General features: G+C 64.4%; 13 protein-coding genes. 8 read left to right on the top strand and 5 right to left on the bottom strand.

Annotated features, from left to right (window positions below; genetic code table 11):
• Positions 1 to 82: 82 nt before the first annotated feature.
• Entirely contained in the window at positions 83 to 652 is a 570-nt protein-coding gene (gene grpE, locus ACX1DW_RS21760) for a nucleotide exchange factor GrpE (protein WP_102838554.1), read from the bottom strand.
• 200 nt (positions 653 to 852) lie between these two features.
• On the opposite strand from grpE, the gene recN reads away from it, so the two are divergent.
• Positions 853 to 2526 (top strand): DNA repair protein RecN, encoded by a 1674-nt coding sequence (recN, locus tag ACX1DW_RS21755; protein ID WP_458992366.1) that lies wholly within the window; start codon positions 853 to 855, stop codon positions 2524 to 2526.
• A gap of 60 nt (positions 2527 to 2586) precedes the next feature.
• Here the strand turns inward: recN and fur are convergent, their stop codons facing one another.
• Positions 2587 to 2991 (bottom strand): ferric iron uptake transcriptional regulator, encoded by a 405-nt coding sequence (fur, locus tag ACX1DW_RS21750; RefSeq protein ID WP_011914390.1) that lies wholly within the window; start codon positions 2989 to 2991, stop codon positions 2587 to 2589.
• Positions 2992 to 3086: 95 nt separating this feature from the next.
• On the opposite strand from fur, the gene ACX1DW_RS21745 reads away from it, so the two are divergent.
• On the top strand, positions 3087 to 3599 hold the full coding sequence (locus ACX1DW_RS21745) for an outer membrane protein assembly factor BamE (RefSeq protein WP_063541269.1): 513 nt from the start codon (positions 3087 to 3089) through the stop codon (positions 3597 to 3599).
• Positions 3600 to 3639: 40 nt separating this feature from the next.
• On the opposite strand, the gene ACX1DW_RS21740 is transcribed toward ACX1DW_RS21745, so the two are convergent.
• Both ACX1DW_RS21740 and ACX1DW_RS21735 read right to left on the bottom strand, forming a co-directional pair.
• Positions 3640 to 3954 carry an RnfH family protein gene (locus tag ACX1DW_RS21740; RefSeq protein ID WP_102838556.1) on the bottom strand — a complete coding sequence of 105 codons (315 nt, stop codon included), beginning with the start codon at positions 3952 to 3954 and terminating at the stop codon, positions 3640 to 3642.
• On the bottom strand, positions 3947 to 4381 hold the full coding sequence (locus tag ACX1DW_RS21735; RefSeq protein WP_063541267.1) for a type II toxin-antitoxin system RatA family toxin: 435 nt from the start codon (positions 4379 to 4381) through the stop codon (positions 3947 to 3949). Before ACX1DW_RS21735 ends, ACX1DW_RS21740 begins: the two co-directional genes overlap by 8 nt.
• A 205-nt stretch (positions 4382 to 4586) precedes the next feature.
• On the opposite strand from ACX1DW_RS21735, the gene smpB reads away from it, so the two are divergent.
• Positions 4587 to 5069 carry an SsrA-binding protein SmpB gene (gene smpB, locus ACX1DW_RS21730; RefSeq protein ID WP_003293251.1) on the top strand — a complete coding sequence of 161 codons (483 nt, stop codon included), beginning with the start codon at positions 4587 to 4589 and terminating at the stop codon, positions 5067 to 5069.
• A 55-nt stretch (positions 5070 to 5124) separates the two neighbouring features.
• Here smpB and ACX1DW_RS21725 read toward each other — a convergent pair whose 3' ends face one another.
• The gene (locus ACX1DW_RS21725; protein ID WP_102838557.1) at positions 5125 to 5916 is read right to left on the bottom strand and encodes a GntR family transcriptional regulator; all 792 of its coding nucleotides are present in this window, start codon (positions 5914 to 5916) and stop codon (positions 5125 to 5127) included.
• 268 nt (positions 5917 to 6184) lie between these two features.
• Between ACX1DW_RS21725 and ACX1DW_RS21720 the strand changes: the two genes are divergently transcribed.
• The 5 genes from ACX1DW_RS21720 (at position 6185) to ACX1DW_RS21700 (ending at position 13769) form a co-directional block, all read left to right on the top strand.
• Positions 6185 to 7879: an L-lactate permease gene (locus tag ACX1DW_RS21720; protein WP_458992365.1), complete on the top strand. Its 1695-nt coding sequence runs from the start codon at positions 6185 to 6187 to the stop codon at positions 7877 to 7879.
• Between the two features lie 94 nt (positions 7880 to 7973).
• Positions 7974 to 8795 (top strand): (Fe-S)-binding protein, encoded by an 822-nt coding sequence (locus tag ACX1DW_RS21715; RefSeq protein WP_458992364.1) that lies wholly within the window; start codon positions 7974 to 7976, stop codon positions 8793 to 8795.
• The gene (locus ACX1DW_RS21710) at positions 8792 to 10252 is read left to right on the top strand and encodes a LutB/LldF family L-lactate oxidation iron-sulfur protein (protein ID WP_125866924.1); all 1461 of its coding nucleotides are present in this window, start codon (positions 8792 to 8794) and stop codon (positions 10250 to 10252) included. Before ACX1DW_RS21715 ends, ACX1DW_RS21710 begins: the two co-directional genes overlap by 4 nt.
• On the top strand, positions 10249 to 10920 hold the full coding sequence (locus ACX1DW_RS21705) for a LutC/YkgG family protein (RefSeq protein ID WP_458992363.1): 672 nt from the start codon (positions 10249 to 10251) through the stop codon (positions 10918 to 10920). Before ACX1DW_RS21710 ends, ACX1DW_RS21705 begins: the two co-directional genes overlap by 4 nt.
• Positions 10917 to 13769, top strand: coding sequence for an FAD-binding and (Fe-S)-binding domain-containing protein (locus ACX1DW_RS21700; RefSeq protein ID WP_458992362.1), 2853 nt, complete (start codon positions 10917 to 10919; stop codon positions 13767 to 13769). The genes ACX1DW_RS21705 and ACX1DW_RS21700 overlap by 4 nt, the downstream gene beginning before the upstream one ends.
• The last annotated feature ends 179 nt before the right edge of the window (positions 13770 to 13948 follow it).

The raw sequence follows: 13948 nt of genomic DNA, 5'->3' as shown, positions 1-13948 counted from the left end.
ATTTCGATTGATCCGCGCCCGTCTACCGGCTGCGGGTAACACAAAAACGCTTGGCTACCAGATGGGGTTGGGTACGCCGATTTCAAGCCTTCTCATCGATCGAAGGCGGCGCGTCGGCAGGCGCCTTGCTGACCACGACCATTGCCGGACGCAGCAGGCGGCCGTTGAGCAGATAACCTTTCTGGAACACCTTGAGCACACTGCCCGGCTCGACGTGGGTGCTTTCCTCCATCGCCATGGCCTGGTGATGCTCGGGATTGAACGGCTCGCCATGCGGATCCAGCTGCTCCAGCTGATGGCGCGCCAGGGTGTCGAGCAGCAGCTTGAGGGTCAGTTCGACGCCTTCGCGCATCGGCTTGACCGCCTCGTCGTCCGGATTCGACAGCTCCAGACCGCGCTCCAGGCTGTCGGCGACCGCCAGCAGGTCACCGGCGAACTTTTCCAGCGCGAACTTGTGCGCCTTCTCTACATCCTGCTCGGCACGTCGACGGATGTTCTGCAGCTCTGCCGCCACGCGCAGCGACTGATCCTGCGCAGCCGCCAGCTGCTCCTCCAGCGACTGCACGCGGGCCGCCAGGTCCTCGGCTACGTCCGCTTGCGATTGCTCTGGCGTTTCCGGGTTCTGGTTATCCTGATTCTGCTCGTCGGCCATGGGTCCTCCTCTCAGTACGATCAGCGGGCAGCAGCCCGCGCTTGTGCCGCTATATGGGGGCGCGAAAACCGGCTTCAAGGGCATGAGGCGATGTACAGCGGGGGAAATGACGAGCAACGGCACATTCATCCTTATGCGCTTGTGGGCGGCAGGAAAACCACTGTATAAATAGCCAGCCACGCAAAATCGGGAGCCTCGCCATGCTGGTTCATCTGTCGGTTCACAACTACGCCATCGTCGAACACCTGGACCTCGAGCTGAAACGCGGCATGAGCGTGATCAGCGGTGAAACCGGTGCGGGCAAGTCGATCATGCTCGATGCCCTCGGCCTGACCCTCGGCGACCGGGCCGACAGCAGCGTGGTGCGCATCGGTGCGGACAAAGCCGACATCCTCGCCAGCTTCGACCTGGACGACATCCCCGACGCCCGCGCCTGGCTGGCCGAACGCGATATGGACAGCGAAGGTCCTTGCATCCTGCGCCGGGTGATCACCGCCGAAGGCCGCTCGCGCGGCTACATCAACGGCACGCCCTGCCCGCAGGGAGACCTCAAGGCGCTGGGCGAACTACTGATCGATATCCACAGCCAGCACGAGCACCAGTCGTTGCTCAAGGGCGACACCCACCGGCGCCTACTCGACGAGTACAGCGGCAGCCAGGAACTGGCGCGCCAGGTGCAATTGGCCGCGCAGCGTTGGCGGCAGACGCGCCAGACCCTGGAGCGGCTGAGCAACAGCAGCGACGAGCAGCGCGCACGCCACCAGCTGCTCAGCTATCAACTGGAAGAGCTGGAGAATCTCGCGCTGGGCGAGCACGAACTGGAGCAGCTCGAACAGGAACACAAGAACCTGGCCAACGCCGAACAGCTGCTCGGCGCCTGCCGCCAGGTCATGGAACTGTGCAGCGAAAGCGATGCCGGCAACGTGCTCTCTGTCCTGACCAGCAGCCTGCAGCGGCTGACCGCCTTCCAGAATCAGCCGCAGGCACTGAGCGAAGCGGTCAACCTACTGGCCAGCGCGCAGATCCAGGTCGAAGAGGCGATCGGTGAGCTCAATCGCTTCGTCGACCATTTCGACGCCGATCCGGAACGCCAGCAGATGCTGGAGGAGCGTCTGGACACCATCTACACCCTGGCGCGCAAGCACCGCATACAGCCGAGCGAACTGCCCAACCTGCACCAGCAGCTGCTGGAAGAACTGGAAGGGCTGAATGCCGATGACGAAGCGGTCGAGCGCCTCGGCGAAGAGCTGGCGGCCTACGCTCGCCACTACGAGGAGAAAGCCGGCGAACTGAGCCGCAACCGCCAGGCAGCCGCCGAAGAGCTGGCGAGCGCGGTCGAGGCAGAAATCCAGCGCCTGGGCATGCCCGGCGGGCGCTTCAGCGTACAGCTCAAGCCGGCAGCAGAAGGCGAGTACACGCCCTACGGCCTGGAACAGGTGGAGTTCTTGGTCAGCGCCAACCCCGGCCAGCCACTGCGCCCGCTGGCCAAGGTCGCGTCGGGCGGCGAGCTGTCACGGATCAGCCTGGCGATCCAGGTGATCACGGCACAAACGTCGCGCGTGCCGACGCTGGTGTTCGACGAAGTCGATGTCGGCATCGGCGGCCCTACCGCGGAAATCGTCGGCCAACTGCTGCGCCGCCTCGGCGAGCGCGGCCAGGTCTTGACCGTCACGCACCTGCCGCAGGTGGCTGCGCAAGGACACCACCACCTGTTCGTGCACAAGGCCCGCGGCAACGATGAAACCCGCACGGCCGTGGCCGAGCTGGACCAAGCCGGACGCGTCGAGGAGATCGCACGGATGCTCGGCGGCGTCGACCTGACCGAACAATCCTTGGCTCATGCCCGGCAGATGGTCACTTCCGCACAGGCCTGACGCCCGGCAGAGCGACATAAAAAAGGCGGCCCATGGCCGCCTTTTCAACATCTATGAGGCTCAGTCCTTCTTGCGCACGTAGAGCACCAGGTTGTGATCCACCAGCTCGTAGCCGTGACGCTTGACGATTTCTTTCTGCAGTTTTTCGATTTCCTGGTCGAAGAACTCGATGACATCGCCCGTATCGACGCAGACCATGTGGTCGTGATGCCCGCTATCGGCCAGCTCGAAGACGGCATGACCACCATCGAAGTTGTGCCGAACTACCAGGCCGGCCGCCTCGAACTGAGTCAACACACGGTAGACGGTCGCCAGACCGACATCTTCGCCCGCTTCCATCAATGCCTTGTAGACGTCCTCGGCACTCATGTGACGGCGATCGGTCGTATCCAGCATCTGCAGGATCTTGACCCGCGGCAGCGTTACCTTGAGACCTGCTTTACGTAGTTCGCTATTTTCAACCATGGTTGGCTTTCTCGCTGCTGCTGTTTCGCAGCCTCCTCCAATACGGGTATGATCCGGGTTCTTTGCCCAGCCAAGATAGTGGAAGTCACCCACCGATGCAAAACACCAAGCTCATGCTGGCCAGCCTCACCTTCGTGGGTCTGTTCGCACTCGCCGGTTGTTCATTTCCCGGGGTTTACAAGGTCGACATTCAACAGGGCAATGTCGTCACGCAGGACATGATAGACCAGTTGCGACCTGGAATGACCCGTCAGCAGGTGCGGTTTATCATGGGCAACCCGCTGATCACCGACACCTTCCACCCCAATCGCTGGGATTACCTCTACAGCATTCAGCCCGGCGGCAGTCAGCGCCAGCAGGAGCGCGTAAGCCTGGTGTTCAATGCCAACGATCAGCTCGCAGGCCTGGCCGGTGACTTCATGCCGGGTGTCAGCCGTGACGAACAGATTCTCGGCCGCCAGCCTCAGGCCCCGAGCACGCCCGCAGCCACGCCCCGCCAGCCGGAAGAGCGCCCCGCGCCCGGATCGCTGCTGGAGCAGATCCAGCGCGAAGTGGACGAAGCGGAAGCCGTTCCGGTACCGATTCCAGAACCACTGGAAACCGAATGAAAAAACGCCCGGCGAGTCCGGGCGTTTTGCTATCTAGCGTTCAAGCATCCTCTGCCTTGTTCTTCGCCGCTTTCGCCGCACGCTGCTTACGGACCTCCTTCGGATCGGCTATCAGCGGCCGGTAGATCTCGACGCGCTCGCCCTCTGCCAGCACCCGCTCTTCAGGCTTGGGCACCGCCTTGCCGAATATTCCCAGCGGCGCGCTGGCGAGGTCGAGACCAGGAAAATGTGCATCCAGCCCTGAACGCAGCGCAGCCTCGCGGACGGTGGTGCCGGCAGGCACGGTCATCTGCAGCAGCTTTTGCTTGTCGGCAAGCGCATAGACCACTTCGACGGCAATCGACGGCTTATCCATAGAGCTGTTTCGCTCGCTCGCAAAAGGCGTCCACCAGGGTATTGGCGGCCTGATTGAACAGCGGACCAAGCGTCGCCTTGACCAGCGGCCCGGCGTAATCGAAGGTCAGATCGAGACTGATCTTGCAGGCCTTCTCACCCAGCGCCTTGAATTCCCAGATGCCATGCAGGTGACTGAACGGCCCCTCTTCCAGCTTCATCTCGATGCGCTTGCCAAGCTCCAGCGCGTTGCGCGTCATGAAGCGCTGACTGAGCCCAGCCTTGGCCACGGTCATGCTGGCATGCATTTCGGTCTCGCTACTGGAGAGCACCTCGGTCGCAGAGCACCAGGGCAGGAACTGCGGATAGCTGGCTACGTCGTTGACCATGTCGAACAGCGCGTGTGCGGGATAAGGCAGCAGCGCGGAACGTTGAATGTGCGTCGTCATGCGGACCTTCTACGTCGTCGTTTCATTGCGCGCCATCCAGACGTCGGCGCAGCCAGCCCGCACCCGCGGCTCGACCATTTGCCGAAGCCGCTCAGCGCGAAGCGGGCACATTGTCGGGGATTAGCGGCTGCCCCTCAAGTTTCTGCCGCCGGCGCTGTTGCAGGCTGTCGCCAGCCGCAACGGGACTCCCTATAATGCCGCCCCTATGGCCAAACAGAAGAAACAGTCCCCCGGGACCATCGCGCTGAACAAGAAAGCGCTACACGATTACTTCATCGAGCAGAAGTTCGAGGCCGGCCTCGTCCTCGCCGGCTGGGAAGTGAAGAGCATGCGCGCCGGCAAGGCGCAGCTGGTCGACAGCTATGTGCTGCTCAAAGATGGCGAAGCCTGGCTGATGGGCGCGCACATCACGCCGCTGACCAGCGCCAGCACTCACGTCATCGCCGACCCGACCCGCACTCGCAAGCTACTGCTCAACAAGCGTGAGCTGGGCAAGCTGTTCGGTGCCGTGCAGCAGAAGGGCTACGCCTGCGTAGCACTGTCGCTGTACTGGAAGAAGCACATGATCAAGTGCGAGATCGCCCTGGCCAAGGGCAAGAAGGAATTCGACAAGCGCCACACCGAGAAGGAGCGAGATTCCGATCGGGAAATCCAGCGCGCCATGCGTACCAAGGGCAAGGACGACTGATCGGTCCCGGGCGAGGCAGCACCGCTTCGCCCGCCAGCCTTGCCTCGCTCACGTCTCAGCCTGCCTTCTGCGATGCCCCTACCCGCTCCTGCCGACGCTGCGCGCGCGCCAGCCGCTGGGCTTCCTGCTGACCTTCGGCAAGCACTTCCTGTACATAGTTGATGTGCCGATGGATGACGTCGCGCGCCTCCACCGCACGCCGCGCCATGATCGCCTCGTACAACTCGCGATGCTGGCTCATCAGCATGTCGCGAGTCTCGTCGCGCAGGGCGTACATGCCGCCGATATTGGTCACCACGTTGCGCTTGAGCAGATCGAATAGGCCACGAATGGTGTGCAGCAGCACCGCGTTGTGGCTGGCCTCGGCAATCGCCAGGTGGAACTGCGCGTCGGCCGCGCCCTCTTCCGCGCGAGTCACCTTGCCCTCACGGGTGTAGCAATCCTGCAATGCCGAGAAGGCCTCCGTGAGTCGCTTCTGATCCACCTCGGTCGCACGCAGCGCCGCATAGTACGCACAGCTGCCCTCCAGGGTATGCCGGAACTCCAGCAGGTCGCGCTGGGCATCGCTGTTGTTTTCCAGCAGGTGCAGCAACGGGTCGCTGAAGGTGGAGCCCAGCGACTCGGCGACGAAGGTGCCGCCACCGTGCCGACTGATCAGCAGGCCCTTGGCCGCGAGCTTCTGGATCGCCTCGCGCAGGGAGGGCCGCGACACCCCGAAGCGCTCGGCCAGCATTCGCTCGGCCGGCAGCCGTTCACCGGCCTTGAGGGTGCCTTCCAGAATCATGGTTTCCAACTGCGCGACGATATCGTCGGCCAGCCGCCGCTGACGCACCATGCCCACGTCCATATCCACCTCGAAATGGTCTTACCAGTCGAAGAATGCTAGCCGTCGGCTCACGGCCATACAAGGTCAGCGGCTGCGACCAAAGTCTATGCCCACCTGATTGACGCTCCCAGACGCAGCTCTTACGCTGGCCATTCGCTTCTGGTAATTGGTATTACCAATTTACAGAGGCGACTAACAATAAGAGGACTCAGCATGAGATCTGTGCACGACAACCATTCCACGGTCCACTCAGGGCCCCGTATGAATCGAACCGTAGGGGACGCCTGACATGTCCAACGGACTGCTCGCACTATTCGCCTTCACTCCCATTCTGCTCGCGGCCGTGATGCTGATCGGCCTGCGCTGGCCCGCCAGCCGCGCCATGCCGCTGGTCTACCTGTTCACCGCGGCAATCGGCCTGTTCATCTGGGACATGAGCTTCACCCGCATCATCGCCTCCACGCTGCAGGGCCTGGTGATTACCCTCGGCCTGCTGTGGATCATCTTCGGTGCGATCCTGCTGCTGAACACGCTGAAGCACTCTGGCGGCATCACCGCCATTCGCGCCGGCTTCACCACCATCAGCCCTGACCGCCGCATCCAGGCCATCATCATCGCCTGGCTGTTCGGCTGCTTCATCGAAGGCGCCTCCGGCTTCGGCACCCCGGCCGCCATCGCCGCGCCGCTGCTGGTCGCGGTTGGCTTCCCGGCGATGGCTGCGGTCCTGCTCGGCATGCTGGTACAAAGCACGCCGGTGTCTTTCGGCGCGGTCGGTACGCCGATCGTCGTGGGCATCAATAGCGGTCTGGATACCGCCACCATCGGTGCGCAGCTGGCAGCCCAGGGTTCCAGCTGGCAAGCCTTCCTGCAGCAGATCACCAGCAGTGTGGCGATCACCCATGCCATCGTCGGCACCGTGATGCCGCTGGTCATGGTGCTGATGCTGACGCGCTTCTTCGGCAAGGAGAAGAGCTGGAAAGCCGGCTTCGAAGTGTTGCCGTTCGCGATCTTCGCTGGTCTGGCGTTCACCCTGCCCTACGCCGCCACCGGTATCTTCCTCGGCCCGGAGTTCCCGTCGCTGCTCGGCGGCCTGGTCGGTCTCGCTATCGTCACCACCGCGGCACGCTTCAACTTCCTGACCCCGAAGCGCACCTGGGATTTCGCCGACGCCAAAGAGTGGCCGGCCGAATGGCTGGGTACCATCGAAATGAAGCTGGACGACATCGCGGCGCGCCCGATGAGCGCCTTCCGCGCCTGGCTGCCCTATGTGCTGGTCGGTGCGATCCTGGTCATCAGCCGCGTATTCCCGCAGGTCACTGCCACGCTGAAGTCCGTCTCCATCGCCTTTGCCAACATCCTCGGCGAGACCGGCGTCAGTGCAGGCATCGAGCCGCTGCACCTCCCGGGCGGCATCCTCGTCATGGTGGTGCTGATCACCTTCTTCCTGCACGGCATGCGCGTTTCCGAGCTGAAGGCTGCGGTAAAGGAATCCAGCGGCGTGCTGCTCAGCGCCGGCTTCGTCCTGCTGTTCACCGTGCCGATGGTGCGCATCCTGATCAACTCCGGCGTCAACGGCGCCGAGCTGGCCAGCATGCCGATCGTCATGGCGCGCTACGTCGCCGATAGCGTCGGCGCCATCTACCCGCTGCTCGCCCCCGCCGTAGGCGCACTCGGCGCCTTCCTGGCTGGCTCCAACACCGTCAGCAACATGATGTTCAGCCAGTTCCAGTTTGGTGTCGCACAGTCGCTGGGCATCTCCGGAGCAATGGTAGTCGCCACTCAGGCCGTCGGTGCGGCTGCGGGCAACATGGTTGCGATCCACAACGTGGTCGCCGCATCCGCTACCGTCGGCCTGCTCGGCCGCGAAGGCTCCACGCTGCGCAAGACCGTTTGGCCTACGCTGTACTACGTACTGTTCACGGGGGCGATCGGTCTGATCGCGATCTACGTGATGGGCGTGACCGACCCGCTGGTCGGTAAGTAAGACAACCGTGAAACCTTGCCCCGCTCATGCGGGGCAAGAGCGCTTCAACCTCCCGCAGTTTGCGGATAACCGGGCCCACCCGGAGACCAAGCCGATGAGAGAACTCTTCTACAACGCCGCGCCGAACGCCACCCGCGTCGCGCCGCCGCTGCCCAAACCACGCGAATATCCTGCCAAGCCGAGCCAGGTTTACCTGTTCGGTACCTGCGTGGTGGATCTGTTCTATCCCGAGGCTGGCCTGGATGCCATCCACCTGCTCGAACGCGAAGGATTGACCGTGCACTACCCGCAGGGCCAGACCTGCTGCGGCCAGCCGGCCTACACCACCGGCTATACCGACGAGGCGCGAGAGGTCGCCCGCGCGCAGCTGGAGCTGTTCGCCAACGACTGGCCGGTGGTCGTCCCTTCCGGTTCCTGCGCCGGCATGCTGCGCCACCACTATCTGGACCTGTTCAAGGACGAGCCGGCCACGCTGAAGAAGGCCCAGGCGCTGGCCGAGCGCACCTTCGAGCTGGCCGAGTTCCTGCTCAATGTCTGCAAGGTCGAGTTCAAGGATGCCGGCACGCCGACCAAGGTCGCCCTGCACACCTCCTGCTCGGCCCGCCGCGAGATGAATACCCATCTGCACGGCCGCGCCCTGCTCGCCCAGCTGGGCCAGGTCGAGCGCGTCGAGCATGACCACGAGAGCGAATGCTGCGGCTTCGGCGGCACCTTCAGCGTGCGCATGCCCGATATCTCCGGCGCCATGGTGCTGGACAAGACCCGTGCGCTGAAGGAATCCGGCGCGCACCAGGTGGTCAGCGCCGACTGCGGCTGCCTGATGAACATCAACGGCTCACTGGAAAAGCAGCGTGAAGCCCTGCGCGGCCAGCACCTGGCGAGCTTCCTCTGGCAACGCACCGGAGGTGCCCGATGAACGCCGAACAGCGTATTCCCGCGATTCAGATCGAAAACGCCGGCGACCCGGATTTCCGCGCCCGTGCCCGCAAGTCGCTGAAGGACGAGCAGCTGCGGCGCAACTTCCGCACCGCCATGGACTCGCTGATGACCAAGCGCGCCGCGGCCTTCAGCGATGCCGACGAACGCGAGCGGCTGCGCGAGATGGGCAACCATATCCGCGCCCGCGCACTGTCCAAGCTGCCCGAACTGCTCGAGCGGCTGGAAGCCAACCTGACCCGCAACGGTGTGAAAGTGCACTGGGCGGAGACGGTAGACGAGGCGAACAACATCGTCCTCGAGATCGCCCGCGCTCACGAGGCGCGACAAGTGATCAAGGGCAAATCGATGGTCAGCGAAGAGATGGAGATGAACCATTTCCTCGACGGCCATGGCATCGAATGCCTGGAATCGGACATGGGCGAGTACATCGTCCAGCTCGATCACGAAAAGCCTTCCCATATCATCATGCCGGCAATCCACAAGAACGCCGGCCAGGTCGCGTCCCTGTTCCACGAGAAGCTCGGCGTGGAGTACACCAAGGACGTCGACCAACTCATTCAGATCGGCCGCCGCACGCTGCGGCAGAAGTTCTTCGAGGCCGATATCGGCGTCTCCGGGGTGAACTTCGCGGTGGCCGAGACCGGTACCCTGCTGCTGGTGGAGAACGAAGGCAACGGCCGCATGAGCACCACCGTACCGCCGGTGCATATCGCCGTCACGGGCATCGAAAAGGTGGTGGAGAACCTGCGCGACGTGGTCCCGCTGCTCTCGCTGCTGACCCGCTCGGCGCTGGGCCAGCCGATCACCACCTACGTCAACATGATCTCCGGCCCGCGCAAGGCGCACGAGCTCGACGGCCCGCAGGAAGTGCACCTGATCCTGCTGGACAACGGCCGCAGCCAGGCCTTCGCCGACAGCGAGCTGCGCCAAACGCTGAACTGCATCCGCTGCGGCGCCTGCATGAACCACTGCCCGGTGTACACCCGCGTCGGCGGCCACACCTACGGCGAGGTCTATCCCGGGCCGATCGGCAAGATCATCACCCCGCACATGGTCGGCCTGGACAAGGTGCCGGATCACCCCAGCGCCTCGTCGCTGTGCGGCGCCTGCGGCGAAGTCTGCCCGGTGAAGATTCCGATTCCGACCCTCCTGCGCCGCCTGCGCGAGGAAAACGTCAAGGCGCCGGACGATCCGCACAAGGTCATGCGCGGCCAGGGCAGCAAGTACTCCAGGCAGGAACGGCTGATCTGGGCCGGCTGGCGCCTGCTCAACACCAGCCCGACGCTGTACCGCCTGTTCGGTTTCTTCGCCACACGCCTGCGCGCCCTGACGCCATCGAACATCGGCCCCTGGACGCAGAACCACAGCGCACCGAAACCGGCTGCCCGCTCGCTGCACGAGCTGGCCAAGGAACACCTGGAGGGCAAGCGATGAGCGCCAAGGCCAACATTCTCGCCAAGCTGAAGAAAAGCCTGGAAGGCACCACGCCGATCGTCGATGACTACGACGAGTCGCTGGTGACCCAGCCCTGGAGCTACGCGCCGGAGCAGCGCATCGCCCGCCTGCGTCAGCTGATGGAAGCGGTGCACACCGAGATTCACCTGACCACGGACGCCGATTGGCCCGCCCTGCTCGAACAGCTGCTGCACGATCGCCAGCTGCCGAGCCTGCTGATCGCCCCGACCACACCGTACGGCCAGCGCTTCACCGCGCATTGCGCCGGTCGTGAAGGTCTGCCCACGTTGAAGGCCTACGACCGCTCGGTCGAGGACTGGAAGGACGAGCTGTTCAACGACACCCCAGCCAGCCTCACCGGCACCCTCGGCGCCATCGCCTCCACCGGCAGCCTGATCATGTGGCCGACCCGCGAGGAACCACGCCTGATGAGCCTGGTGCCGCCGGTGCATTTCGCCATCCTCAAGGCCAGCGAAATCCACGACAACTTCTACGAGATCCAGCAGAAGTTCCAGTGGGCCGCCGGCATGCCGACCAATGCCCTGCTGGTCTCCGGCCCGTCGAAAACCGCCGACATCGAACAGGTGCTGGCGTATGGCGCCCACGGGCCGAAAGATCTGGTCCTGCTGATCCTGGAGGACGCATGAACGCGGCCGCCCAGCTCGAACGTGCGCCCTTGCCGGCGGCGTTTCTCCGTGAAGTCGAGCGCCTGATCCCGGTCGAGCGCCGCTTCGACGACCCGCTTTCCACCCTCGCCTTCGGCACCGACGCCAGCTTCTACCGGCTGGTACCCAAGCTGGTGGTACGCGTCGAAACCGAAGCCGAAGTGGTCAGGCTGCTCAAGCTGGCGCATGCCGAGAACGTGCCGGTGACCTTCCGCGCCGCCGGTACCAGCCTGTCCGGCCAGGCGATCAGCGACTCGGTACTGATCGTGCTCGGCGACAACTGGAACGGCCGCGAGATTCGCAACGGCGGAGAGCAGATCCGCCTGCAACCGGGCGTGATCGGCGCCAACGCCAACGCCGTGCTCGCACCCTTCCAGCGCAAGATCGGCCCCGACCCGGCCTCGATCAACGCGGCGAAGATCGGCGGCATCGTCGCCAACAACTCCAGCGGCATGTGTTGCGGCACGGCGCAGAACACCTACAAAACCCTCGCCGGCCTGCGCGTCGTGCTGGCCGACGGCACCGTGGTCGACAGCGAGGATGCCGCCAGCGTCGCCGCGTTCCGCCAGAGCCATGCCGCCCTGCTCGAGCAACTGGCCGAGCTGGGCCGCGAAACCCGCGCCAACGCCGAACTGGCGGCAAAGATCCGCCACAAGTACCGGCTGAAGAACACCACCGGTTTCTCGCTCAATGCGCTGGTCGACCACGACGAGCCGCTGGATATCCTCAACCACCTGATGGTCGGTTCCGAAGGCACGCTGGGCTTCATCAGCGCGGTGACCTACGACACCGTGCCGGACCATCCGCACAAGGCCAGCGCGCTGGTCGTGTTCCCCGACGTGGAAACCTGCTGCCTCGCCGTGCCGGTGCTCAAGCAGCAGCCGGTGTCCGCCGTGGAGCTGCTCGACCGGCGCAGCCTGCGCTCGGTCGAGCACAAGGCCGGCATGCCCGAGTGGGTGAAGGAACTGTCGCCGACCGCCTGCGCGCTCTTGATCGAATCGCGCGCCGCAACCCAGACCCTACTGCACGAGCAGATCAACCAGATCATGGCCTCCATCGCGCACTTCCCGGTGGAAAAGCAGGTCGATTTCAGCGAGGACCCGGTCGTTTACAACCAGCTGTGGAAGATCCGCAAGGACACGTTCCCGGCAGTCGGCGCCGTACGCCAGACCGGCACCACGGTGATCATCGAGGACGTGACCTTCCCGGTCGAGCGTCTGGCCGAGGGCGTCAATCGGCTGATCGAGTTGCTCGACAAGCACCGCTACGACGAGGCGATCCTCTTCGGCCACGCGCTGGAAGGCAACCTGCACTTCGTCTTCACCCAGGGCTTCGACGATCCGGCGCAGGTCGCCCGATACGAGGCTTTCATGGGCGAAGTGGCGCAGCTGGTGGCTGTCGAGTTCGGCGGCGCACTCAAGGCCGAGCACGGCACCGGGCGCAACATGGCGCCCTTCGTCGAGCTGGAATGGGGCAGCGAGGCCTACGCGCTGATGTGGAAGATCAAGCGCCTGCTCGACCCCACCGGCATCCTCAATCCGGACGTGGTGCTCTCCGAAGACCCGGACATCCACCTGAAGAACCTCAAGCCGATGCCGGCCGCCGACGAGATCGTCGACAAGTGCATCGAGTGCGGCTTCTGCGAGCCGGTCTGCCCATCCAACGGGCTGACCCTGACGCCACGCCAGCGTATCGTCATCTGGCGCTATATCCAGGCGCGCAAGCGCGCCGGTGTCGACACCACGGAAATCGAGCGGCTCTACCACTACCACGGCGTCGACACCTGCGCGGCCACCGGCCTCTGCGCCCAGCGCTGCCCCGTCGGCATCAACACCGGCGATCTGGTACGCAAGCTGCGCGGCCGTGAGGCAAGCAAAACCGGTACCGCCAACTGGCTGGCCGAGCATTTCGCCACCGCCGTGCAAGGCACCCGCTTCATGCTGCATGTGGCCAACGGCGCACACCTGATCATGGGCACGCGCAACCTGGCCAAGCTGTCGGCGACCATGACCCGCGCCAGCAAGGGCCGCGTGCCCCAGTGGACGCCGGCTACGCCGCAGCCACTGCAACGTTTGAACCTGCCCAAGGCGCCGCCCACCGACGAGCGCCCTCGGGTCGTCTACCTCGCCGCCTGCGTCACCCGCGCCATGGGTCCGGCCGCGCGCGATCAGGAACAGGAGCCGCTGCTCGACAAGACCCGCAGCCTGCTGGAAAAGGCCGGCTACCAGGTGATCTTCCCCGAACAGCTGAACGACCTGTGCTGCGGCCAGCCGTTCGCCTCCAAGGGCTACGCCGAGCAGGGCGAACGCAAGCGCCAGGAAATGCTCGACGCGCTGCTCAAGGCCAGTCGCGGCGGGCTCGACCCGATCTACTGCGACACCAGCCCCTGCACCCTGCGCCTGGTCCAGGGCCTGACCGATCAACGCCTCGACATGTACGACCCGGTGCGCTTCATCCGCACGCATCTACTCGACAAGCTGGACTTCGTCCCGCAGGACAAGCCGATCGCCGTGCATGTCACCTGCAGCACCCAGCACCTGGGAGAGGCGCAGGCGCTGATCGATATCGCCCGCCGCTGCGCAAACGAGGTGGTCATACCGGAAGGCATCCACTGCTGCGGCTTCGCCGGCGACAAGGGCTTCACCACACCGGAGCTGAACGAGCACGCACTGCGCAGCCTGAAGAACGCCGTGCAGATCTGCGAGGAAGGCATCTCCACCAGCCGCACCTGCGAGATCGGCCTGTCACGTCATGGCGAGATCGACTATCACGGCCTGGTCTATCTTGTGGATCGTGTAACGCGTCGTAAAACTGCCGGCCAGCCTCTCTAGCACCAGCGTTACGGCCCCGCTCAGCGGAGCGGGGCCGTTTCGTTTGTGTCGCTTCGATGAACGCTCTTGCGCAATCGCAGTCGGATTTTTAGAGCCCCTGACGGGTTCGATTCGACTCGGCGCCGCCGTTTCAGCAGTTCTCAGGCAGGCCCGGGAAGTCCACAAGACTGGAGGACCCA

The organism is Stutzerimonas sp. KH-1 (assembly GCF_054483855.1).
This window is presented reverse-complemented; position numbering and strand designations above follow the sequence as displayed.

Bases quoted from the DNA above. Each gene is read 5' to 3' on its own strand.
- grpE (WP_102838554.1), bottom strand. From the start codon at position 652: ATGGCCGACGAGCAGAATCAGGATAACCAGAACCCGGAAACGCCAGAG.
- recN (WP_458992366.1), top strand. From the start codon at position 853: ATGCTGGTTCATCTGTCGGTTCACAACTACGCCATCGTCGAACACCTG.
- fur (WP_011914390.1), bottom strand. From the start codon at position 2,991: ATGGTTGAAAATAGCGAACTACGTAAAGCAGGTCTCAAGGTAACGCTG.
- ACX1DW_RS21745 (WP_063541269.1), top strand. From the start codon at position 3,087: ATGCAAAACACCAAGCTCATGCTGGCCAGCCTCACCTTCGTGGGTCTG.
- ACX1DW_RS21740 (WP_102838556.1), bottom strand. From the start codon at position 3,954: ATGGATAAGCCGTCGATTGCCGTCGAAGTGGTCTATGCGCTTGCCGAC.
- ACX1DW_RS21735 (WP_063541267.1), bottom strand. From the start codon at position 4,381: ATGACGACGCACATTCAACGTTCCGCGCTGCTGCCTTATCCCGCACAC.
- smpB (WP_003293251.1), top strand. From the start codon at position 4,587: ATGGCCAAACAGAAGAAACAGTCCCCCGGGACCATCGCGCTGAACAAG.
- ACX1DW_RS21725 (WP_102838557.1), bottom strand. From the start codon at position 5,916: ATGGACGTGGGCATGGTGCGTCAGCGGCGGCTGGCCGACGATATCGTC.
- ACX1DW_RS21720 (WP_458992365.1), top strand. From the start codon at position 6,185: ATGTCCAACGGACTGCTCGCACTATTCGCCTTCACTCCCATTCTGCTC.
- ACX1DW_RS21715 (WP_458992364.1), top strand. From the start codon at position 7,974: ATGAGAGAACTCTTCTACAACGCCGCGCCGAACGCCACCCGCGTCGCG.
- ACX1DW_RS21710 (WP_125866924.1), top strand. From the start codon at position 8,792: ATGAACGCCGAACAGCGTATTCCCGCGATTCAGATCGAAAACGCCGGC.
- ACX1DW_RS21705 (WP_458992363.1), top strand. From the start codon at position 10,249: ATGAGCGCCAAGGCCAACATTCTCGCCAAGCTGAAGAAAAGCCTGGAA.
- ACX1DW_RS21700 (WP_458992362.1), top strand. From the start codon at position 10,917: ATGAACGCGGCCGCCCAGCTCGAACGTGCGCCCTTGCCGGCGGCGTTT.